The 22,054-nt window shown below is 70.4% G+C and carries 16 protein-coding genes; 1 reads left to right on the top strand and 15 read right to left on the bottom strand.

Annotation, left to right across the window (positions count from 1 at the left end; translation table 11 throughout):
* Positions 1–3: 3 nt before the first annotated feature.
* The 14 genes from OG246_RS32555 to OG246_RS32620 all read right to left on the bottom strand — a co-directional run bounded on the left by OG246_RS32555 (position 4) and on the right by OG246_RS32620 (position 19,905).
* A complete protein-coding gene (locus OG246_RS32555; RefSeq protein ID WP_266471589.1) occupies positions 4–651 on the bottom strand; it encodes a PIG-L deacetylase family protein in 648 nt (215 codons plus the stop codon).
* On the bottom strand, positions 648–1,442 hold the full coding sequence (locus OG246_RS32560) for a glucose-1-phosphate cytidylyltransferase (protein ID WP_266471591.1): 795 nt from the start codon (positions 1,440–1,442) through the stop codon (positions 648–650). The genes OG246_RS32555 and OG246_RS32560 overlap by 4 nt, the downstream gene beginning before the upstream one ends.
* Positions 1,439–2,689 (bottom strand): class I SAM-dependent methyltransferase, encoded by a 1,251-nt coding sequence (locus tag OG246_RS32565; RefSeq protein WP_266471593.1) that lies wholly within the window; start codon positions 2,687–2,689, stop codon positions 1,439–1,441. The genes OG246_RS32560 and OG246_RS32565 overlap by 4 nt, the downstream gene beginning before the upstream one ends.
* Positions 2,686–3,927 carry a glycosyltransferase gene (locus OG246_RS32570; protein WP_266471597.1) on the bottom strand — a complete coding sequence of 414 codons (1,242 nt, stop codon included), beginning with the start codon at positions 3,925–3,927 and terminating at the stop codon, positions 2,686–2,688. The genes OG246_RS32565 and OG246_RS32570 overlap by 4 nt, the downstream gene beginning before the upstream one ends.
* A gap of 2 nt (positions 3,928–3,929) precedes the next feature.
* Entirely contained in the window at positions 3,930–5,234 is a 1,305-nt protein-coding gene (locus OG246_RS32575) for an O-antigen ligase domain-containing protein (RefSeq protein WP_266471599.1), read from the bottom strand.
* Between the two features lies 1 nt (position 5,235).
* Positions 5,236–6,777, bottom strand: coding sequence for a right-handed parallel beta-helix repeat-containing protein (locus OG246_RS32580; RefSeq protein ID WP_266471601.1), 1,542 nt, complete (start codon positions 6,775–6,777; stop codon positions 5,236–5,238).
* A gap of 9 nt (positions 6,778–6,786) precedes the next feature.
* Positions 6,787–8,745 (bottom strand): alginate lyase family protein, encoded by a 1,959-nt coding sequence (locus OG246_RS32585; protein ID WP_266471604.1) that lies wholly within the window; start codon positions 8,743–8,745, stop codon positions 6,787–6,789.
* A complete protein-coding gene (locus OG246_RS32590; protein ID WP_266471608.1) occupies positions 8,742–10,913 on the bottom strand; it encodes a bi-domain-containing oxidoreductase in 2,172 nt (723 codons plus the stop codon). Before OG246_RS32590 ends, OG246_RS32585 begins: the two co-directional genes overlap by 4 nt.
* A 47-nt stretch (positions 10,914–10,960) precedes the next feature.
* Positions 10,961–12,895, bottom strand: coding sequence for an asparagine synthase (glutamine-hydrolyzing) (asnB, locus tag OG246_RS32595; protein ID WP_266471611.1), 1,935 nt, complete (start codon positions 12,893–12,895; stop codon positions 10,961–10,963).
* Between the two features lie 3 nt (positions 12,896–12,898).
* The gene (locus OG246_RS32600) at positions 12,899–14,413 is read right to left on the bottom strand and encodes a Wzz/FepE/Etk N-terminal domain-containing protein (protein ID WP_266471614.1); all 1,515 of its coding nucleotides are present in this window, start codon (positions 14,411–14,413) and stop codon (positions 12,899–12,901) included.
* Positions 14,410–15,777 (bottom strand): Wzz/FepE/Etk N-terminal domain-containing protein, encoded by a 1,368-nt coding sequence (locus tag OG246_RS32605; RefSeq protein ID WP_266471617.1) that lies wholly within the window; start codon positions 15,775–15,777, stop codon positions 14,410–14,412. The genes OG246_RS32600 and OG246_RS32605 overlap by 4 nt, the downstream gene beginning before the upstream one ends.
* Entirely contained in the window at positions 15,767–17,053 is a 1,287-nt protein-coding gene (locus OG246_RS32610) for a glycosyltransferase family 4 protein (RefSeq protein ID WP_266471620.1), read from the bottom strand. Before OG246_RS32610 ends, OG246_RS32605 begins: the two co-directional genes overlap by 11 nt.
* Positions 17,043–18,359: a nucleotide sugar dehydrogenase gene (locus OG246_RS32615; RefSeq protein ID WP_266471623.1), complete on the bottom strand. Its 1,317-nt coding sequence runs from the start codon at positions 18,357–18,359 to the stop codon at positions 17,043–17,045. Before OG246_RS32615 ends, OG246_RS32610 begins: the two co-directional genes overlap by 11 nt.
* Before the next feature lie 82 nt (positions 18,360–18,441).
* On the bottom strand, positions 18,442–19,905 hold the full coding sequence (locus tag OG246_RS32620) for a sugar transferase (RefSeq protein WP_323178378.1): 1,464 nt from the start codon (positions 19,903–19,905) through the stop codon (positions 18,442–18,444).
* 1,030 nt (positions 19,906–20,935) lie between these two features.
* Between OG246_RS32620 and OG246_RS32625 the strand changes: the two genes are divergently transcribed.
* Positions 20,936–21,319 carry a luciferase family protein gene (locus OG246_RS32625; RefSeq protein WP_266471628.1) on the top strand — a complete coding sequence of 128 codons (384 nt, stop codon included), beginning with the start codon at positions 20,936–20,938 and terminating at the stop codon, positions 21,317–21,319.
* A gap of 9 nt (positions 21,320–21,328) precedes the next feature.
* Here the strand turns inward: OG246_RS32625 and OG246_RS32630 are convergent, their stop codons facing one another.
* Positions 21,329–22,051 (bottom strand): transporter substrate-binding domain-containing protein, encoded by a 723-nt coding sequence (locus tag OG246_RS32630; protein WP_266471631.1) that lies wholly within the window; start codon positions 22,049–22,051, stop codon positions 21,329–21,331.
* Between the last annotated feature and the right edge of the window lie 3 nt (positions 22,052–22,054).

A 22,054-nucleotide genomic window follows, 5' to 3' on the forward strand; every position in this document is an offset into this window, starting at 1 on the left:
GGTTCATTCCCCCAGGTTCAGAGTGAGTTTGGTGACGGCGAACGCCTCGGCGTAGCGCGCGTGGCATTCGATGCCGCGGATCCGGGCAAGGCCGAGAAAGGCCTCCCGGTCGTACCAGGGCCGGTGCCGCTGCGAGGGGTAGTGCTCCTGCAGCAGTTGCACTTTCTGTTCGGCGATCTCCGGCGACAGCGGCTGGTACGCCCCCATACGGCCGAGATCGCCGTCCCACTTGACGATCTCGTAGCCCAGCACGAGGTGGTCGCGGAACGCGGTGGGCAGCAGCTGCGCCAGGCCGCGGTGATCCTGGTGCGCGTCATCGGTACGCGGCGCGAGCACCAGATCCGGCTCGGTCGCCGCGCGCAATTCCTCGACCGCGGCCTTGGCCTCCTCCCAGTGCGCGGGCATCCGGCCGTCCGGCAGCTTGAGCACGGTCAGCCGCAGGTCGGCACCCGGGCAGAAGGCGGCGAGCGCGGCCTGCTCCTCCTGCTCCCGGTCGGTGCCGCCGCCGGAGAGCACCAGCGCGTCGACGCGGACACCCGGCCGCGCCAGGCACAGCGTCAGCAGGGTGCCGCCGGCGCCGATGGCGATGTCGTCGCAGTGCGCGCCCACCGCGACGATCCGGTCAAGACGACCGGCCCCGAGCCGGATCACGCGCGCACCCCCGCGCCGTCCCGTTCCCACACGGCCCACGGACGCTCGCCCCGGGTGTAGGCGTCGTCGAGCGCGGCCCGCTCCTTCACGGTGTCGGTCGGCTTCCAGAAGCCGCGGTGCTGGTGCGCCACCAGCCGCCCGCGCTTGGCCAGTTGGGCACATCCGTCGGCGACCAGGTCCCCGTTCTCCGGTATGTGGTCGAAGACCTCCTGGCGGAGCACGAAGTAGCCCCCGTTCTCCCACAGCGGCATGTCGCTCACCGCGGTGATGCCCCCCACCAAGCCGTCCTCGCCCAGTTCCACGCAGTGGAACGAGGACTGCGGCGGCACCACCATCATCGACGCACCGGCGTCGCGCAGTGAGAACCGGTCGATCATCTCCGGCAGCGGGGCGTCGGTGAGCACGTCGGCGTAGTTGGCGAGGAACATCTCGTCGCCGTCCAGGTGGTGCCGCACCCGGCGCAGCCGCTCCCCGATCGGCGACTCGATGCCGGTCTGCGCGAACGTGATCGTCCAGTCCGCGATGTCGGTGGACAGCAGCTCGGTCCGCCCGCCCCGCAGCACGAAGTCGTTGGACGCCGTCTCCTCGTAGTTGAGGAAGAAGTTCTTGATGTGGTGCGCCCCGTACCCGAGGCACAGGATGAACTCCGTGTGCCCGAAGTGCGCGTAGTAGCGCATGACGTGCCAGATCAGCGGGCGCGGCCCGACCATCGCCATCGGCTTGGGCACGTCGTCGGAGGTTCCGTTGCGCATGCGCATCCCGTAACCGCCGCAGAACAGAACGACCTTCATGCTGTGACCTCCTTCAAGGCGACCTCGACAATGCTCAGTTCGGGGATCGGAAAGACCAGCCGGCCGCCCCACTCGTGCACGAAGGACAGCTGCTCGACCAGCTCGGCCCGCAGGTTCCACGGGAGGACGAGGACGTAGTCCGGCTTGTCGGCGGCTATCTGCTCGGGAGGCAGGATCGGGATGCGGGTGCCGGGGGTGAACCTGCCGTGCTTGTACGGGTTGCGGTCGACCGTGTACGCGAGCAGGTCGGGCCGGATGCCGCAGTGGTTGAGCAGGGTGTTGCCCTTGCCCGGGGCGCCGTAGCCGACGACCGTCTCACCGCGCTCGGCCGCCTCGATGAGGAACCGCAGCAGGTCCCGGCGCACCTTGGCCACCCGGGCGGAGAACTCGGTGTACCCGGACAGCTCCTGCAGTCCGGCGGCCTTCTCCCGGTCCAGCACGTCGGCCACCCGCTGGGTCGGCTCGCCGGCCACCTCGGTCGGCCGGGCCCACAGCCGGATGGAGCCACCGTGCGTGGGCAGCAACTCGACGTCCACGAGCGCGAGTCCGCCGCTGGCGAGGGCCCGGATCGCGGACGCGACCGTGTAGTACTGGAAGTGCTCGTGGTAGATCGTGTCGTACTGGTTGTCCTCGATCAGGGTCAGCAGGTGCTGCACCTCGATGGAGACCCAGCCGTCGTCGGCGACCAGGGCGCGCAGCCCCTGGGTGAACCCGACCACGTCGGGGATGTGCGCGTACACGTTGTTGGCCACGACCAGGTCCGCCGGGCCGTGTTCGGCGCGGACGGCCGAGCCGGTGTCGGGGCTCAGGAAGTCCGTGAAGGTGGGCACACCCGCCTCCCGCGCCGCGGCACCGACGTTCACCGAGGGCTCGATGCCCAGGCAGCGGATCCCCCGGTCCACCACGTGCCGCAGCAGGTAGCCGTCGTTGCTCGCGACCTCGACCACGAAGGCGTCGGCGCCGAGATCCAGCCGCTGTACGGCGCCGTCGACGAACGTGCGCGCGTGCTCCACCCAGGAGGTCGAGAACGAGGAGAAGTACGCGTACTCCTTGAACGTCTCCTCCGGCGTGATCAGCGGCGGGATCTGCGCCAGCCAGCAGTCGGTGCAGACCCGCAGGTGCAGCGGGTACGCCGGCTCCGGCTGGTCCAGTTGGTCCGCGGCGAGAAAGCTCTCACACGGCGGGGTCGCCCCCAGATCGACGACGCTCGCCAGCGTCGCCGAGCCGCAGAGTCGGCATCGTGTCATCTTCTGTCCCCATCCCCCCTGCTCGCGCGGGTGTCCCCACCGCGAGCCTGTGCTGACCGACCCGCGATCGCGGTGCGGTACTCCTCCACCAGGCGCTCAAGGCCGACGGCCGGGCTGAAGTCCCGCTCGTAGCGGCGCCGGGCCGCCTGGCCCATCTCCTGGTTGCGGTCCGGATCGGCCGCGATCCGGCGTATGCAGGACGCGAGCGAGGCGGGCTCGCCCGGCCGGTGCAGCAGCCCGGTCACCCCGTCCTCGACGAGTTCGACGAAGGCGCCGTGACCGGCGGCGACGGCCGGGACCCCGGCCGCCATGGCCTCCACGACCACCAGGCCGAACGCCTCCAGCCACGTCGAGGGAGCCACCACGGCGACCGACCGCGCGAGAGCCTTCTGGCAGTCCGCCGTGTCGTACAGGCCGACGTAGCGCACGTCGTCCCGGCCCGCCGCCCAGGTGGTCACCTCCCGCTCCAGCGGCCCCGCGCCGGCGATCACGAGCGGCACGCCCACACCGCCGCTCGCGGCGATCTCGTCCCACGCGGCCATGAGCAGCCGCACGCCCTTGGCCTCCGCGAGCCGGCCGAGGTAGAGCAGATGCTCGCCGGGGCCCGTTCGACAAGTGCCCGGGTCCGGCACGAAGTTGTGCTTCACCGCCAGCCGCTCGGCCGGCATGCCGGCCCCCACCAGGACATCACGCTGCGCCTCGGTGAGGCAGAAGAACCGCTCCACGCCGGACCACCACCGCCGCCGGTTGACCGACAGGCTGACCGCGAGCGGCACCGTCGCAAGCCGGGAGTTGCGGTAGCAGCCGTGCCGGACGGCGGGCAGTGGTGCAGAGCCGACGCACTCGGTGCACGGCCGGCCGTTCCGCTGCAGCGTGCCGGGCGGGCAGACCTGGGTGTAGTTGTGCAGCGTGGCGACGGCGGGCACACCGGCGTCGGCGCAGGCGGCCAGGACCGCGGGCGACAGGAGCGGGAAGACGTTGTGGACGTGGACCACGTCCGGCCGCTCGGCGCGCAGCCGGGCGGCCAGCTCCGCGCGGACCCCCGGGTTCCACGGCACAAGGAGCGGCACCGCGACCTTTCCCGGCAGGGACAGGGCGGCGATGTCGTCGCTGCGCCGCTCGAACACCTCGACCCGGTGGCCGCCCGCGCGCAGCAACTCGACCTCTTGGTCGACGACCTTGTTCTCCCCGCTCGGCTGTGCCGAGGCGTAGTAGTTGTGCACCACGAGGACGTGCATGGTCAGGTCACCTCCGATCTCTGGGCCCAGCGTGGGACGCGGCGTCGAGGGACTGCGGGCGTCGGGAGCGACGTGGCCTCGGCAGGTGCCGCCAGCAGTGAAGCGGCCAAGGCCAGATGCAGCAGGTACGGCGAGGCGTCGCCGAGGCCTGCCTCGGTGTACGACGCGATCGCGCAGTAGCTGATCAGGAAGATCGCGCAGGCCCTCTGCAGCGACGGTGGCCGCAGCAGTGCGACGCCGCCCAGCACAACGATGATCGCCGCCACGATGGCGGCACCGGTCAGGCCCTGCTCCTGGTAGACGGCCAGCCAGCTGTTGTCGATCGGCAGCCCGCCGAACGACTTGTCGCCCAGGCCCGTGCCAAACAGCTGCTCCGAGGCCGTCCGGGGCGCTGCCAGCAGGGCGTCCCAGACCTTGGCCCGACCGGTGAGATTGGAGAAGTTCTCCTGGGTCTGCCCGCGCAGGAACCACGCCTGCAGCGCGGAACTGAACCCCACCGCGGCCACCGTGGCGCACAGCACCGTCCAGGAGAAGAACCGGCGGGCGGCGGCGCTGGTCAGGATGAGCGAGCCGATCGCCAACACCAGCCCGATCAGCAGGCCGAGCGTGGCCGTCCTGGTGTGGGTCAGCGCGAGCAGGACGAGCGACGGCACGATGACCACCGCCGCGCTGACCCTGTCGGTCCGGCGCCCCAGGACGAGCAGCACGGTGAGCCCGATGATCACCGCGGCGTACTGTCCGATCTGCGGCGGGGTGAGCGGCCACAACGCGCCGACGAGGCGTCCGCCGTAGAGCTCGGGCAGGGCCGCGCCCGGTGAGATGACCAGCCCCGCGGCCACCGACCCGAGCACCGCGAAGTACATCCGGATGTGATGCCGGACGAACGACAGGCCGCCGTCCCACCAGCGGCTGAGCAGCCACAGCGTGCCGATGAAGAGCGCCAGCCGGGCGCAGCGGAACAGCGCGCCGAACCCGGACTCCAGGTCCACGCTGGAGATCACGCTCGGCACCAGCAGCAGAGTGAGCAGGAACAGGAAGGCGCTGGCTCGGAAGCGCAGCCGGAGATTGACCGCCAGCGCCAGCGCGAACGCGGCGACCAGCGCGCCCATGGTGACCATCTGGATGAGGGAGCGGGGCAGCGGGACGATGGTCTTCGCCCCGGCGGAGCCGAGCGTGTTGAGGACCAGCAGCCCCCAGACGAGCCCGACGGTCTTCGGCGTGCCGGCCGGGCGCGGTTCGGCGCCGGGCTGCGTGCCCGCCGTGTCCGGTCCGCCCGGCAGCCCACGGCGCCGCAGGTCCGCGCCCATCTCAACCACCGGCCCGTTGGGCGAGGGTGCTGCCCGCGTCCTGCTGGTAGGGCGTGCCCTGCCACTCGCCGAAGTCGAACACCCGGCTCTGGTCCTGGGCGACGAACTTCCATGGTCCGAGGTAGACGTTGTCGTGCCAGCGGTTGTGCTGCTTGGTGGTGATCGTTTCAGCCACCAGCTCGCCCTTGTACGGCGACCAGTCCGGATAGGTGCCGTAGTTGGCGAGGACCGCCATCCGGTCGCACATCACCGTGCACTTGACTACGGACTTGTCCAGCACGAAGCGGTTGTCGTGGATGTCCACCCGCTGGGTCTTCCACCGGCAGTCGGCGTAGAGCGGTGCGGTGGCGATCGCCGGCTGCACGCAGCGGTTCGTGTTCTTCACCAGCAACGTGCAGTCACCGGAAGAGGTGTTGGCCGGGCTGTTGCAGAACCGGTCGGCGTTCTCCCACAGGGTGATCCCGGACCAGTTGTTCTCCAACACGTTCCCGGAGATTTCGATCTTGTCCGTGCGGGCTGGGACCCGTGGTTCGCCGCCCGACTCGGACAGATAGACGGTCCCGTACGGGAAGTTGTCGCCGCGGTCGGCTTCCCTGCGGCCCTCGACCCAGTTGTTCCGCCGGATCGTGTTGTTCCGGATGACCGCGTTGTAGCTGATCTCATAGATCAGCGCGGCACCGTCGTTGTCCTCGAGCACGTTGTCCTCGATGCGGAAGTCGTTGTTGTTGGTGTCCGCCCACAACCCGGTTCCGCGGTTGTCGTGCACCCAGTTGCCGCTTATGTCGGCGCCGTTGACGGCCCAGAACTTGATGCCTCCCGTGCAGCCGCAGCCCTCCCGCCGACGCTCCCAGTCGCCGGTGTTGTTGCCCACGATCTCGTTGCCCTCGACCACCAGGCCGGTGATGCGGCCGTTGGCCTTGTACGCGTTCATGCCGTACTGACCGTTGTCGCGAAGGCAGCTGGCGCGGACCTGCTGGCGGGCACCGGCCATCAGCCCGGCGCCGGAGTTGTTCTGGATCGTCGCGTGCTCGATCACCCATCCGTCGGACGAGTCATGATTGACCACGCCCTCGTCGGGCGGCGCCACGAAACCCTGCACGGTCAGGTAGCGGATGGTGACGTTGCGGGCGCTGCCGCCGAACGCGTACTGGTTCTTCTTCCGGCCGTCCAGCACCGCGCCCGGTGCCCCGAGGTAGCGGTCCCCCTCCTTGGGGATGACCTGGGCGTAGCGGTCCGGGTCGAGCGTGTGCTTGCCCGGTCGAAGCCAGAACGTGGTGTTCGGGGGGCTGCTCTTGGTCTTCGCTGCCAGGTCACCGACCACCGCGGGGTCGACGGTCACCGCGCCCGCCGGCGCCTTCGCCGGCCCGGCCGCGGGCTTGGCGCACACCCCGGCCACGGATCCGGCCGCGGACGTGGCGGACGTGGATGGCGCGGCCTTCGGATCCGTCTTGGTTCCCGAAGTGCTCTCACAGCCGGTCGCCGTCAACAGGGCCAGCGCCAGCGGTGCCGCCGCCAACGCCCAGTACCGCCTCTTGATCCCCATTCGCCCCCCCTAGCCTCTGAACCTGAGCACGGTGGTGAAGCCTTCCGCGCCGTCGGTGAAGCCGGTGCCGATCAGGGTTGTGCTGGGTTCCTTTCGCCCGAAGCCGGCGGAGTACCAGCCCAGCGGCGGGGCGGTCTCGCCGCGATGCGCCCGCCAGGACAGCTGCCCGGGCAGGTCGAGCACCGCGGAGCGGTCCTCACCGTCCCGGGTCCAGGTGAGCCGAGCCCGGTTGTCCGCCAGGTCCGCGGCGATCGCCGGGCCGAGGTGGAACGCCAACTGCACGGCCCGGCGCGGGCCGCGCACCTCGTCGACCACCCTCAGCTCCTGGCTCGCGGCCGTCAGCTCCACCCGGCGGCGGTGCACGGAGCGCTGGTAACCGTCGTGCTCGGCGGACCAGCGGGCCGTCCCACCGTCGGAGGCGTCGGACGTATCCACGGCCAGGACGCGGGTGCGGGCTTGCCGCGTCCACAGGAACGGGCCGCCGGAGACGGACTGGTCACTGCCGTCCAGTTGCAGGGTGTTGTGGCCGAGGGTCGACCGGAAGTACTGCCGCCACCCGGGTTGCCCGTGGTAGCAGTACGTCCCCGGGTCGGCGAGCACGTCGACCCCGTCGTGCCGGACCTCCACGGACAGTGCGTCCGCGTGGGCATGCGCGGCGATGGAGAGGAAGCCGTGCGGACCACCGTCGCAGCGGGCCCAGATCTCTCCCGGACCGCGCAGGATGGTGAGCCCCGCGTCGGCGAAGTGGGCCGGGCGGCTGGAAGGGCGGGTCACGGTTCCGTCCTTCGCGTACGGCCGGATGAGTGCGGCAAGGAGCGGGGTGCGCACATCGGTGCCGGTCACCGTCGGCCACCAGGCGAGCCGGCCGAAGACGGCGTCCCCGGTGGCCAGTAGCGAGGCCCAGCGCTCGGTGCCCGCGCCGTCCACGACCAGGCCGTGTCCGTCGTCCGCGTCCCCCTGGCGCGGCGGCCGTAGCCGGCTGTCCACGACGGCCGCGAGCGCGTCGGTCATCCGCAGCAGCACCAGCCGGATCGACGCGGGGACCGGCACGTCGGCGGCATCCGCCTCGGCCACCGCGGCCAGGCCGAGCTCCAGCACCAGGCCGTGATACTCGGTGGCCAGCTCGCGGTTGAGGCCGGAGGCGAAGGTGTTGCCGCGCAGCTGCCGCTCCAGGGACCGCAGCGCGTCGGCTCGCCAGCGCGCCGAGGAGGGGAACCAGTCGAACGCGCAGGCCCCCGCGAACTGCCCGGCGGCCTCGGCGATGATGTGGTTGTTCGCCGAAGAGCCCCGGCTGGGGAAGGCGGCCAGCCAGCGCTGGTGGTGCCAGATCTGGTTCAGCGCCACCGTGTTGTCCTCGAACAGCCCGGCCGTGCCCGGCCAGCCGTCGAGCAGTCGGCGGATCCACACCCAGGACAGCAGCCGGATGCCCAGCTCGATGCCGCTGATCCAGTGCACGCCGCGCAGCGGTGGGTTGGCCGCCCACCACGACCGCAGGTGCTCGGCAACTCGCTCGGCGTACCGCTCGTTCCCGGTGATCGCGTAGGCGGCGGCGAGCACGGTGAGGTACTGGTGCCGGGACAGTTCCCAGATCTGCTTGATGTCCCCGACCGCGTCCTCGTTCCGGTACGGCACGTCGAAGGCGTAGCCCCACGGAGCCCGGCGCCCGGTCTTCGGGTCGTACCACCAGTCCGGGTCGGTCAGGTCGTCGCGGACCACCCCGAAGTACTCGACGTGCCCGTACATCAGCCTGTCCGCCTCGGCGATGAGACGTTTGGCGGCGTCCGGAGGTATCGCGGCGATCGTCCCGGCGGGCAGCACCGCGGTGAACCGGGCGCCGGTCACGCTCGGGCAGTCCGGCCGCGCCGACCGCCACCGCCGCCTGCGCACCGCGTCGCCCGCCCGGCCGCCGACCTCCCGCGGTCCCATCCGGGACAGCCGCCGCAGGTACCAGCCCACGCTCATGGTCATCGCGCCCTCGCCAGCGTCACCGGCGCGCCGCCGACCAGGCCTGTCTGCACGGCGAGGGTGGCCGCCGTGGTGGCGACCAGCGACTCCAGCGGCACCGGCATCGGCCCGCCGGTCCGCACGGCCTTGATGAACGCGGCCAGTTCGGCGTTCTGGCCCTTGTCCCGGGCCTTGGGCAGCCGCGAACTGACCCACCGCTTGCGGCCGTACACACTGGCGCGGACGAAGTCGTCGAGCCGCAGCACCTTGCCGTCCGCGACCAGGTCCAGCGTCTCCTTGGGGAAGCTGGCCGCGCCGGTGGTGACGTAGCTGATGGTGGCGGTGGACCCGTCCGGGTAGCGCAGCACGACCTGCAGGTCCTCGTTGCCGGACGTGGCTACCGCGTACACCGAGACCGGGTCGGCCTCGAGCAGCCAGCTCGCCGTGTCGATGAAGTGTCCGCCCTCGCCGGCGAACCGCGAGCCCTCCGTGCCTTGTTGGAGGTACCAGCTGCCGTGCCCGAGGAGGCCCGCGTTGACCAGGTAGCGGAGACTCGCCGGACCGGTCCGGGCGCCGAACCGCTCCTTCGCCTCCTGGAGCAGCGGAGCGAACCGGCGGTTGAAGCCCACCTGCAGCCGGTCGTTGCCGGACTCCTCCACCGCCGCGAGCACGCCGGCCAGCTCGTCCTCGGTGAGCGCCAGGGGCTTCTCCACGAACACCGTCTTGCCGGCAAGCAGCGCCTTCCGGGTCAGTTCGGCGTGCGAGCTGTGCCGGGTGACCACGAACACCGCGTCGATGGACTTGTCGCCGAGTACGGCGTCGAGGTCGGTGGTCGCCTCGGCGAAGCCGAACTTCCGCTGTGCGTTGGCCGCGGACAGCGCCGTCGTGGTGACGACGGTCGACAACTCGACACCTTCGCGCTGTGCCAGATGCGGCAGCAGCATCGACGTCGCGTAGTTTCCCGCGCCGACGAACGCGAGCCGTACGGGCGTCTTGGCGACCCGGGTCGGATTCCGCTTCACGTTCACCGCGGGCACGGCCACCACCGGAGCCTCCGCCTCCCCCGCATGTTCGAGGTACCGGAACAGCACGGCCACGGCCTTCAACTCGCCGTCCTTCAGGCGCTGGTACGTCTCGACGGCGTCGTCGAAGTCGGCGACGTGGGAGACCAGGGGCTCCACGTCGACGCTGCCGCGGGCGAGGAGATCGAGGAAGCACGCCAGGTTGCGGCGCTCGGTCCAGCGCACATAGCCGATCGGGTAGTCCCGCCCCTCGAGCTCGTACGCCGGGTCGTAGCGCCCGGGGCCGTACGAGCGCGAGAACCGGACGTCGAGCTCCTTCTCGTAGTACGCGTTCCACGGCAGGTCCAGGCGGCACTTGCCGATGTCGACGACCCGGCCGCGGTCCCGGCAGAGCCGGGCGGCCAGCTCGACGGGCTGGTTGCTGCCGCCGCCGGCGGCCAGATACACCTGGTCCACGCCATGACCGTCGGTGAGTTCGGCGACGGCGGCCTCCACGGCCGCGGACGCGGGATCGCCGCAGGCCGCGGCGCCCAGGCGCTCGGCGAGCTCGCAGCGCACCGGGTCGGGGTCGACGCCGACGACGCGGACCCCCGCGGCGGCGAGGAGCTGCACCACCAACTGCCCGATCAGACCGAGACCGATGACCAGCGCCACCTCGCCGAGCTGCGGCTCGCCCTGGCGAACGCCCTGCATCGCGATCGACCCGACGGTACCGAAGGCCGCGTGCCGCGGCGCGAGGCCGTCCGGCACCGGGGTGTACAGGTTCTTCGGCACCCAGTTCAGCTCGGCGTGCAGCGCGTGCTCGTTGCCTGCGCAGGCCACGAGGTCGCCGACCTTCACGTCGTCGATCCCGGTGCCGACCTGCTCGACCACCCCGCACAGCGAGTAGCCCAGCGGCGTGTAGGAGTCGAGCTTGCCCATCACCTTGCGGTACGTGGCGGGCACCCCGTTGGTGGCCACGCTCTGCATGACCTTGGCCACCTGGTCCGGCCGGGAGCGGGCCTTGCCCAGCATCGACATGCCTGCCTCGGACACCTTCATGAGCTCGGTCCCGGTGGATATCAGCGAGTAGGCGGTGCGGACAAGGACACCGCCCGGCTTGCACCCCGGTACCGGAACGTCGAGCACCGCCAGCTCGCCGCTCTTGTAGTTCTGTACGACCTGCTTCACTCGAAGTCCCCTTGTTTCTCAGCCGTCTTCGCCGTCTTCGCCGTCTTCTACGCCGCCGAGCGAGTGCTCTGTCCGGACCCGGAGGTCGCGTCGCGGTACCAGTATTCGAGCGTCAGCACATGCCACAGATGCTTGGAGAAGTCCCGCTGCCCGGCGGCGTCCTCGGCGACCATGCGCGCCAGCGCGTCACGGCGCAGGATCCCGGAGTTGACGAGCACGCCGTCGTTGACCACCTCGCGCACCAGCGGTGCCAGATCCCGGCTCATCCAGGCGCGCAACGGCGCGCTGAACAGGCCCTTGGGCCGGTACACGATCTCCCGCGGCAGGATCGAGGTGGCCGCCTCCTTGAGGACGGCCTTGCCCTGTCGTCCGACGATCTTGCGATCGCCGGGCACGGCGAACGCCGCCTTGACCACCTCGACGTCCACGTACGGCACCCGCACCTCGGTCGAGGCGGCCATGCTGGAGCGGTCCGTGTAGGCGAGGTTCAGGCCAGGCAGGAACATCCGGGCGTCGCCCAGGCACATGCGGTTCACGAAGTCGTCGAGGTCGTTGTCCTGGTAGATGTCCGCATGCTCGGTCAGCACGTCCTCGACCGTCCCGGCCAGGTCGGGATTGACCAGGGCGAGCAGCTCGTCCTGGTCGTACATGGTGTAGCTGCGCCGGAACGCGGTCTCCTCCGGCAGGTCGGCGAAGGAGAGGAACCGCTTCGCGAAGCGCACCGACCGGTACCCGCGGCGGGCCGTGGCGACCGGCAGCCGGTCCACGCCCGCGGACAAGCCGCGCCGCAGAGGCCGCGGGATGCGCTGGTAGCGCAGGGCGAGCAGGTTGGCCAGGTGCTTGCGGTACCCGGCGAACAGCTCGTCGGCACCCATCCCCGAGAGCATCACCTTGACCCCGGCCTCCCGGGCGGCCTGGCAGATCAGGAACGTGTTGATCGCGGCGGGGTCGCCGATCGGCTCGTCCAGGTGGTACGTCATCTGCGGCAGCAGGTCGAGCACATTCGGAGCGATCTCGATCTCATGCAGGTCGACGCCGAACTGTTCGGCCACCTGCCGGGCATAGCGCAGGTCGTCCGGCATGGCCTCGAACTTGGCGTCCTCGGCGCGGAATCCGATCGTGTAGGCGGAGATCCCGGGTCGGTCGCGGGCCGCCAGCGCGGTCAGGTAGCTGGAGTCCAGACCGCCGGAGAGGAAGGTCGCCACGGGTACGTCGGAGAGCAGATGGCGCCGGGTCGACTCCTCGACGATGGCGGCCAGGTCCGGCATGTCGCCGTCCCGGGCCCGCTCCCGGCCCTCGGCGGCGACATCCCTCAGGTTCCAGTACTGGCCGCGCTCCACCCGGCCGTCGGGCCGGCACCGGAGCCAGCTCCCCGGCGGCAGCTTCTCCGCCTCGCGGAACGCGCAGCGCGAGTCCGGCACCCAGTAGTACAACAGCGAGGCCACCAGCGCCGCTTGGTCCACCTCCAGCGACCCGCCGGTCACGGCGGCGAGCGCCTTGAGCTCGGAGGCGAACACCAGACCCTCGCCGCGCCGGAGCAGGAACAGCGGCTTGATGCCCAACTGGTCGCGGGCGAGCACCAGTTCACCGGTTCGCTCGTCGAAGATCCCGAACGCGAACATGCCGCGCAGCCGGGGCAGGCAGTCCGTGCCCCAGCGCCGCCAGGCCTCGAGGAGCACCTCGGTGTCGGAGGTACCGCGGAAGCGCACCCCTGCGGCTGCCAACTCGGCCCGCAGCTCTGGAGCGTTGTACAGCTCGCCGTTGTACGTCAGGACGAGGCCGCCGGAGACCATCGGCTGGGCGCCGGTCTCGGACAGGTCGATGATGGCCAGCCGGCGGTGCCCGAGGTGCACTTCGCCGTCACCGGCGGAGTGGCTGTACCGGCCCGCCCCGTCCGGACCGCGGTGGGCGAGGGTTTCGGTGAGCCGGTCGGTCACGACCTTCCCGTCAGGCCAGTGGTACGCGCCTGTGATGCCACACATGTCTTACTGCGCCTCCTGGTCGATGTCCGGGACTCGTGCCCACGACGGCCGCTCCGTCCGCGGCCGGCCCGTCGCGTTCTCCCGGGCCAGCCGCTCGTTGTGGCCGCGCAGTGCGGTGTGCAGCCCGTCCCACAGGGTGCCGTCGGTCCGGTCCCGCGGATCGGGGTCGATCAGCACCACACCGATCACCGGAATGAGCAGGTCCGCGAGCTGCCGCGCCACGGTGTGCAGCCATGCGGCGCTGCCGTGCCCGGCACGCACGACGAGCACGGTCTGCGTACCGAGGTCCTGGAGGGCGGGCCACGCCGTGCCGGGCGCAACCGAACCGACACCGAATCGGCGCTCCTCGTGCGACAGGGCCGCAGCCCGCTCGCCGCTGACCACGGTCGGGTCTCCTGGCTTCGGGCGGCGGCCCCCGAGCTGCAGGCCGGGCAGGCCGTCGATGACGACCACCGGCCCCTCCGCCGCCAGTGCCCTGGCGAGGTCCATGGCGATCCTGCTCGTGTTGCGCGCACAGCCCAGTTCCAGCAGCGACACCGGTTCCGCGGAGCCGCGCACGGTACGGGCCAGGGTCGCGGTGAGGCGTTCGCGTGCCGCCCGGGTCCGTCGGCGCCGCCACAGCCTGCCCGACCGGCGGGGCAGCTCCGCGATGACCGAGGCGCCCAGGTTCGCCGCGATGTCCCGGCGCAGCACGGGGCGGTCCGCCACCACCGTGCCGACCGCGGCCACCGCGAGTCCGAGGACGAGTCCGAGGACGAATCCGATCGCGGCGTTGGTGGCAGCGGCCTTGGGCAGGGAGTGCTTCACCGCGCGCGGTGCGTCCACGATCTGCGTGCCGGCGATGACCTTGGGCGTGCCGGTGCGCGCCTCCTCGGCGCGCTGGTCGTAATCGGCGATCCGCGAGTTGAGCTCCGCCCGGCGGGCGAAGAGCGACTCGATGCTCGCCGACGACTTCGGGTCGCTCTCCGGCGATCCGTCCCCGATCTCCCTGTTGACCTGGGCGAGTTCGACCCGCATGCGGTCACGCTGGTCGGCGAGGGCCTTGGCCTCGGCCTTCGCCGCTTCCTGCATCCGGCTCACATGGTCGGCGACGAACGCGTCGGCCAGCGCCTTGGCCCTGGCCACCGCTTCCGCGTCGCTGTCACCTGTCACGTCGATCTGCAGCAAGTTGTTGGTCAGGCCGGTCCCCCGGTAATCCCGCATGAAGTCTTCGGGTTTTTCCGGGGACTTGAGTGCCTGCAGGGCCTTGTCGGCGATCCGCGTGGTCCCCAGCAGCGCGACGTCGGTGCGCATCAGCGTTCCGGTGTCGTTCGGCTGATCGTCCTCATGCGCGACCAGGACCTTGGTCACCGCTGTCGGCGGCGGAGGCCGCAGGACCGCCACGGCCGCGCCGACCAGCAGCCCCAGGAGCGCCAGGGAGCACCAGAGGCGGCGGCGCCTGCGCACCGACACCACCAGTCCTTGCAGGTCGAAGAGCGGAGTGGCTGCCGACGACTCCGAAGTCGTGCTCGTCGTCACAGTGAACCTCCCGTCGCGTTGCCGCGAACCGAGAGCGCCGCAGTGGCGTTGTGCGGAGGATGGCCGGCAGATCGCGTCGGACCGGCGCTGACCGCGCCGGCGACGACGATGCCGACGACCTCATGTCTGCCGTCCGCGCACGCCTCGGCGATGCCGGCGAGCTCCTCAGCGGTCCAGCTGCCCGCGCTGAGCACGACCAGGGCACCGGACTCGGTGTCGCGGTCCGGCACCATCGGCCGGTCCACCGAAACCTCCACCACCCGCAGCACCGGATCGCTCTTGGCCTCGGCGACGAGCTGCCCGGCGGCCCGGAGGGCGATCTCGTCGCCGTCCGGTACGACAACCAGCAGACGTCGGGGGGCCGGGAACTGGTCCCGGAGGCGAGCGCACACCCGCCGGTAGCGGATCCGCCTGCCGGCCTCGTCGCCGGACCGCAGCGGGGTTGGTATGTCCCACCGGGTGTCGACGCCGAGGAGTCGGCGGAGCCGGGCCCGTTGGCCACGGTCTTCCGGCTTGTGCGTGGGCGGTTCACCCGGTACGTCGACGGTGCCGAGCAGCGCCGAGCCCAGCGCCGCGGCGATCTCCGGCTCGGTGCGCAGTCGGCGATTCACCCGTGCTGCGACGAGATGGCCGATGACCGCGAACAGGAAGAACAGCAGCGCCCCGGCGACGATGAGCTGCATCCTCGTCGGCGGCGCCTCGCCGGTCGGCCGGGCCGCCGACCCCATGACGACCATTCCGGCCTTGTTGGTCGCAAGGTCGGCCTCGTCCAGCTTCGTCATGGCCTCTTCCAGCGAAGTGCGCAGCTTCTCGAGCTCGGTGCGGGCCTGCACGCTCTCCACGGTCTGCCCCGGATCGGCCGCATCGGCCAGGTCGGTGATGCGGCGGTTGGTCTCCGCCACCGTCTGCCGCAGCGCCTCGGTCCCGGTGGCCGCGTCGGGGTCGGTGCTGCCGCCTGCGATCTGTGCGGCGAATTTGACGAATTGCTGGGCCATCCGGTCGGAGAGCTGCTGTGCGCGCTCCGGGGTGTCGGCCGTACCTGAGATCTTGATGATGTTCCCGTCGGCGGCCTTGGCGCTCACTTGATCCTGCAGCTCGGTGCCGCTGACTCCGCTCCACTCGAGAGCGGCGGCCGCGCGGTCGACCACCGTCGAACTGGTCGCGATGTCAACCTGGGTCAGCAGCTCGCGCTCTTCCCACTGCCCCGGCAGCAGTACCGATGCCGACGTCGTGTACTGCGGCGGGAACACCACCGAGGCGCCGTAGCCGACCAGTGCGCCCACCACGGCGAGGGCGGCGAGCAACCGCCACCGTCGGCGGAGAATCCGTCCGATCGTGACCAGGCGGATCGTGTCATCGCTCAATGGTGCTGCCTCTTCCCTGTGCTGACCGGGTCGCCCGCGACACCGGAGTGTGGTCACGGCACGCAGCGGCATAGGCAGCGAGCAGCGACGCTTGCGAGTTCCGCCAGGAGAGCTCTCCGCTGATCCGCTCCTGGCCGATCCTGCCCATCCGGGCCCGCTTCTCCGGATCGTCGAGGAGCAGCGTGATGAGCTTGGCGAATTCGGCCTCGTCGTTGGCGGGCGCGTAGAGGGCGGCGTCACCGGCGGAGACGCGCGCCTCCCGGAGGTCGAACGAGACGATGGGCCGGCCCATCGCCATGTACTCCAGGACCTTGTTCATGGTCGACACGTCGTTGAGCGGATTGCGCGGGTCGGGGGAAAGGCACACGTCCGCCGTGGACAGGTAGCGCACCAGGTCTGCGTCCGGGATGCGCCCGGTGAACTGCACCTGCTCGGAGAGCCCGAGCTGCCCGGACAGCTCCACCATCGCGTCGAAGGCGTCGCCGGAGCCGACGAACACCGCATGCCAGTCGGTCCGCCCGAACTCGTCGCGCAGCTTCGCGAGGGCGCGCAGGGCGTAGTCGACGCCGTCCTGCGGGCCCATGACGCCGAGGTAGCAGAGCAGATGAGGCTTGCCGCGCTTCAACTCCGGCTCGGGCGGCACCGGTTGGAACCGGTCGGTCTGGGGCGCGCTGCGCACCACGAAGACGTCCTCCGGCCGCCGGCCGCCACGGCTGAGCGCGACGTCCCGGTAGCTCTCGTTCGTGGCGAGCACGATGTCCGCGGCCCGGTAGGTCCGCCGTTCCAGCGCGCACACGGCGCGGTACAGCAGGTCCTCGCCGCGGTCGAACCGGGAGAGGTACAGCTCGGGTACCAGGTCGTGCTGGTCGAAGACGAACCGCGCCCCGCGCCGCTTCAGCCACAGTGCAGGCAGGAACAGCAGGTCGGGCGGGTTGCAGGCGTGGACCACATCGACCGGGCCGACCTTGCGGGCCAGCCGGATCGTGTGCCACAACGCCGATCCGTACTCCCGCAGATAGCCGGCAGGACCGCCGGTGGCCGCACGCAACGGGTAGCGGTGGATCCGCACCCCGTCGATCTCCGCCTCCGGCTCGGTGTCCCGCTTGCTCCCCCGGGGGCAGATGACGTGCACCTCCCAGCCCGCGTCGCGCAGCGTCGTGCACTCCTGCCACACCCGCCGGTCGAACGGCACCGACAGGTTCTCCACCAGGATCAGCGCGCGCCGGTCCGGCCGGTCGCCGCCGGCTGTGTCTTCGAACGATCTGTCACCAAGCAAGGCCCACGTACCCCGGTTCGGCCCGTCGCGCCTCGGCGTCGGGAAGGTGGATGAGGTCGATCAGCACCGGTCCTTCGCCATGGGGCAGCGCGGACAGTACGCCCGGATCCCTGGTCCCGACCAGGCATACCTCGGCGTGTTCGAGCACCTCGCCGACGGAGTCCGCGAGCAGCTGCCCGAGGTGCGGCAGCCGGGTCTCGATGTACTCGCGGTTCGCGCCGATCAGTCGGGAGAGGCTCACGTTGGCGTCGTAGATCCGCAGGTCGTAGCCCTTGCCGAAGAGCCTCTCGGCCAGCTCGACGAGTGGGCTCTCGCGGAGATCGTCGGTGCCGGGTTTGAAGGACAACCCGAACAGGCCCACCCGGCGCTTGCCGGTGCGCTCGACCAGGTCCACCGCGCGCTGCAGATGGTCGGAGTTGGAGGGCAGCACGTGGGCGAGGATGGGCACCGAGACGTCGGCCCGGTGCGCCGCGTGGACCAGGCTGCGCAGGTCCTTGGGGAGGCAGGAGCCACCGAAGGCGAAGCCGGGCCGCAGATAGGCGGAGCTGATGTTGAGCTTGTGGTCGGCCAGGAACACGTCCATCACCTGGTGCGAGTCCACCCCGAGCGCCTGGCACACCGCGCCCAGCTCGTTCGCGAAGCCGATCTTGAGGCCGTGGAACGCGTTGTCCGCGTACTTGATCGCCTCGGCCGTCGGGACCGGCACCCGGAACACCTCGCCGGGCACGCCGTCGTACAGCGCCATCACCGCGTCGCCGCTTGCCGGGTCGAGCTCGCCGATGACGGTCTTCGGCGGGTCGAAGAAGTCCCGCACGCTCGTGCCCTCGCGCAGGAACTCCGGGTTGACCGCGACCCCGATGTCCACCCCGGCGGTGCCGCCGACGTACTTCTCCAGGATCGGTACCAGCAGGTTCAGGCAGGTGCCCGGGAGCATGGTGCTGCGGAACACGACGGTGTGCCGCCCACCCCGCTCGGCCAGCGCGGCGCCGATCTGCTCGGTGACCCGCTCCAAGTACGTGGTGCACAGGCTGCCGTTGGGCTCCGACGGCGTGCCCACGCAGACCAGGGATATCTCGCTGTCCATGATCGCCTCACGGACGTCGCCGGTGGCGCGCAGCGCTCCGGTCCGCACGACCTCGGCGGTGAGCTCCCCTATCCGCTCCTCGACCACCGGGGCCTTGCCGTCGTTGACCAGGTCGACCTTCACCTGGTTGACGTCCACCCCGATGACCTCGTGACCCATGCTGGCCAGGCATGCGGCCGACACGCAGCCCACGTAGCCGAGCCCGAAAACGCTGACTCTCATGACCCGTTCCTCCCCCCAGGCAGGCCCTGAGGGCCTGCGGTCCGCGCGCCGGCGGGACCGTTGAGTTGCAGACTCCCGCCCATCAGTAGGCCCCCTGCCCGTAGAGCACCGCACGCAGCGTCTTCCACAAGATCACTGTGTCCAGGGCGAGCGACCAGTCCTCCACGTAGCGCAGGTCGAGCCGGACCGCCTCCTCCCACGACAGGTCGCTGCGTCCGCTGATCTGCCACAGTCCGGTGAGCCCCGGCTTGACCAGCAGACGCCGCCGGATGTCCGGGCCGTACGCGGCGGACTCCTCCGGCAGCGGAGGCCGCGGACCGACGAGCGACATCGATCCGGTGAGCACGTTGAAAAGCTGCGGGAGCTCGTCGATCGAATACCGGCGCAGTACTGCTCCCACCCGGGTCACCCGCGGATCCCGGCGGAGCTTGAACAGCAGCCCTGCGCCATCGTTGCGGGCGGCAAGCTCGGCACGTGCCCCGTGAGCGCCGGTGACCATGGTGCGGAACTTGAGAATGGTGAACTCGCGGCCGTTCTTGCCGACTCTGCGCTGGCGGTAGAACGCCCCGCCCCGGCTGTCCACCAGCACGAGCAGCCCGACGAGCACCATCAGCGGCGCGAACAGCATCAGCAGGACCGCCGCGCCCATCCGGTCGACGACCCCTTTGATCGCCCGGCGGCCCCCGGTGAAGGTCGGCATGCTGACCCGCAGCAGCGGGATCCCGAGCACCGCGTCGACGTGCAGCCGCGGGCCGGCCACCTCCATGAGTACGGGGGCCACGACCATCTCGGCCTCGCTGCCTTCGAGGTTCCAGGCCAGCCGTTGCAGCCGGTCCGGTGACCAGTGCGGGTCCGGTGTGACCGCGACGACACGGTAGCCGTCGCGGCGGACATGGTCGGCTACGTCCGCCAGTCGCCCGACGACCGGCACTCCGTCCAGTTGGTCACCGTCGACCCCGAGACCGTCCGTCGTGCACACCGCGTCCACTCGCCAGCCGAGATGCGGCAACTTGCGCGTTCTGCTGATCAGATCGCGCACGGTGGCCGGGCTCCCGGCAGCGAGCACCGGTCTCAGGCACTGCCCTTCCTTCCGCTGCTTGTGCAGCCAGAGGCGGAGCAGATACCGCTCGGTCATGGTGACGAGCGCGATCGCGGGTATCGCGACGAAGATCCAGAGCTTGATGTTGCGCGAGGTGAGGGCGATCCCGCCGAGCGCCAGCACGACGACCGCCATGAACAGTGAGCGTCCGAGCCGGTGGAACTCCTCGGCGCCCTGACCCAGCACCGCCGGAGCCCACGACCGGCTCACCGCAAGCGCTCCCAGTACCAGCAGTTCGGTACAGAAAGCGAGAATTACCCATTTCTCGTGCCAGTTGGCCGCGTCCCGGGCCCCGAAGAAGTTGCCTATCGCGGCCACCACACAGGCGGTGGCCACGGTATCGCTGGTGATCACGGTACGGCGGTACCGCTGCTCCCAGTCTTTCGCCGGCTGGCTGATCGCCCCGTCCGCCAAACGCTCGCGCGCCGACGGAAAAGGGCCGACTATTCCCCCCTGCCGCACAGAACCCCCCGGTTCCCAGTGGTTCGACTTCGTCGTCCAACACTGTCGCTCCCCATCGGGAGGCCCCCGCCCCCCGCACAGTCCCTCCCCTCGGGAGCCCCCCGGCCCCCACGCACGCCATCGCGGCCACTTCAGCGCCACTCGATCAATCCGGCCTGGCGGCAGCGGACTTGCCTGCCCCGCCAGACCCTCGAGGTGCGCGGGAACCCGTCGAAACCTCGGGTGATCCCGCACCCAAGGACCCTCTCGGCTCCAGGAATTGATCACCCCCACGTCTGGGGGTGGAGGCGCAGCGGCTGGCTGTCCGCAGCGCCTGACACATAGATGCTGATTTGTCGCCTCGTGTCCCAGCATGTGAAGCACGGTCAATCTAGACCATCGGGGCCGGTCTGAAGAGAGGGATGTGTGTAATTTGTGCTCACTATTTGAAGTTGGGTCAGGGAAGGGTGACCGTCCGCGGGTGCTTTGATGACTAAGAAAGCCTTGTGACCTGCGATGACGGGAGTTCTCCGGGTTGTCGGCACCGGCAACCCGGAGGCGTCCTGGCTCGCATCCGCCGCCCCGTGCTCACCGGCAAGACCCGCTGGACAGGCCCTGAGCGCGGCCCGGTTGGCAGAGCGGACCAAGGCGAACTGACCGCGCACGCGCGGGCTCTACGAGCAGAAGCCCGACCGGCGGCCGGTCGGCCACTCCGCCCGGAAATTGCGGTAACTCGCGGGAGCTGGAAGGAAGTTGCCCACAGTCGCCAACGCTCCGGGCCAGGTCAGCCGCGGTCCGGCCCAGGTCAGCAGCGGTTCGACTCAGGTCCAGGATGACCACGGTCTTCTTCTGAAATGGCGTGAATCAATCCGCGGTTACTCAGGGAGCATTCGAAATCACTCGGAGTCGGCCCATATGCAGCGCGGTGTGCCGGGCCTCGGATTTCGATCCGGTATCCGGAAATTCAGGCCATGCGTACCAGTGACGAGTTGCCCAAATCCTGGTGGACGGACGGTAAGCGGGTCATGATGTCGTCATGACGTTGGCCCTGCGCGCCATGACGCGACTGGCGAATTGGCCGGACCTGGCCGAGGCCCTGCCGAGCTGCGGCACGGGGCGGGCACTGTGCTCGGAGCAGGGCGAGATCGTCCACTTCCATTCGGAACAGGACGTCGACCTGCATCTCACGGTCCCTGCCATCCTGCGTTTCGAGGACCATTTGAAGAACGTGACCGCGGTCCGTATGGTGCCCGGTTCGCGCTGGGTGACGATACGTCTTGAGGTCGACTCGGACATCGATCTTCTGCTGACCTTGGTGAGTTTCGCGCTCCATGCCCACCAGTCGTGGCCGGTTCCGGACGATTCACCATCGCCGGATTGCAATGATCGCCGCGGCATGGCACTTCCGCGCCGACCGTAGGCTCTCCCTCTATCCGGGCGGGGCGACCAGAGAGTCCGACTGGTGCGCACGGCGCAGGGCGTCCGCGATGAAGCCGTCGGCCTTCAGCTCCTCGACGAGGTCGCGCAGGAACTGGACGGTCTCGGGCCGTCGGTTCACCGTCGTGCCCACCGCTTGGCGGATCTGCATGAACCGGCCCTCGATCAGCCTGAGTTCGGGATGTGCCGCGACGTACTGGGCCAGCGGCTGACGGATACCGGCCGCGACCTCGAGGTCCTGGGCGCGGAACGCGTCGACTCCCTCCTCACCGCGCACGACGCTCGCGTGCTCCAGCGTGCGGGAGAGGAAGAGGTCGTAGGCGGACCCGCGCTTCACGCCGATGCGTACGCCCGCCCGGTCGACGTCGGCGACCGTGGTGAGGTCCGAGTGACGGGGCACGGCGTACACGCCCTCGATCACGACGTACGGCGCGGTGAAGGCGACTTCGGCCTCCCGTGCTGGCTCGATGGCCAGGAAGCACAGGTCGGCGCGGCCCGTCTTCAGGGCCTCGTACGACTTCCGTGCCGCGTCGAAGCAGACGAGCTCCACCGGCACGTCCAGCCGAGCACCGACCTCGCGCGCGATGTCGACGGTCACGCCGGCCGGTGCGGTCGGGGCGCCTTGGGCCAGTACCGGATTGCCCAGATTGATCGACGCCCGCAACACGCCCTGGGGCGCCAGATCTTCGATGAGGGCGGCCGTCGGGATCGTCATGGG

Source organism: Streptomyces sp. NBC_00620, assembly GCF_026341825.1.
GTDB lineage: Bacteria > Actinomycetota > Actinomycetes > Streptomycetales > Streptomycetaceae > Streptomyces.

Excerpts from the sequence above, each read along its gene's own strand:
- OG246_RS32585 (WP_266471604.1), bottom strand. The coding sequence starts at position 8,745 with ATGACCATGAGCGTGGGCTGGTACCTGCGGCGGCTGTCCCGGATGGGA.
- OG246_RS32630 (WP_266471631.1), bottom strand. The coding sequence starts at position 22,051 with ATGACGATCCCGACGGCCGCCCTCATCGAAGATCTGGCGCCCCAGGGC.
- OG246_RS32570 (WP_266471597.1), bottom strand. The coding sequence starts at position 3,927 with ATGCACGTCCTCGTGGTGCACAACTACTACGCCTCGGCACAGCCGAGC.
- OG246_RS32560 (WP_266471591.1), bottom strand. The coding sequence starts at position 1,442 with ATGAAGGTCGTTCTGTTCTGCGGCGGTTACGGGATGCGCATGCGCAAC.
- OG246_RS32575 (WP_266471599.1), bottom strand. The coding sequence starts at position 5,234 with ATGGGCGCGGACCTGCGGCGCCGTGGGCTGCCGGGCGGACCGGACACG.
- OG246_RS32565 (WP_266471593.1), bottom strand. The coding sequence starts at position 2,689 with ATGACACGATGCCGACTCTGCGGCTCGGCGACGCTGGCGAGCGTCGTC.
- OG246_RS32615 (WP_266471623.1), bottom strand. The coding sequence starts at position 18,359 with ATGAGAGTCAGCGTTTTCGGGCTCGGCTACGTGGGCTGCGTGTCGGCC.
- asnB (WP_266471611.1), bottom strand. The coding sequence starts at position 12,895 with ATGTGTGGCATCACAGGCGCGTACCACTGGCCTGACGGGAAGGTCGTG.
- OG246_RS32580 (WP_266471601.1), bottom strand. The coding sequence starts at position 6,777 with ATGGGGATCAAGAGGCGGTACTGGGCGTTGGCGGCGGCACCGCTGGCG.
- OG246_RS32625 (WP_266471628.1), top strand. The coding sequence starts at position 20,936 with ATGACGTTGGCCCTGCGCGCCATGACGCGACTGGCGAATTGGCCGGAC.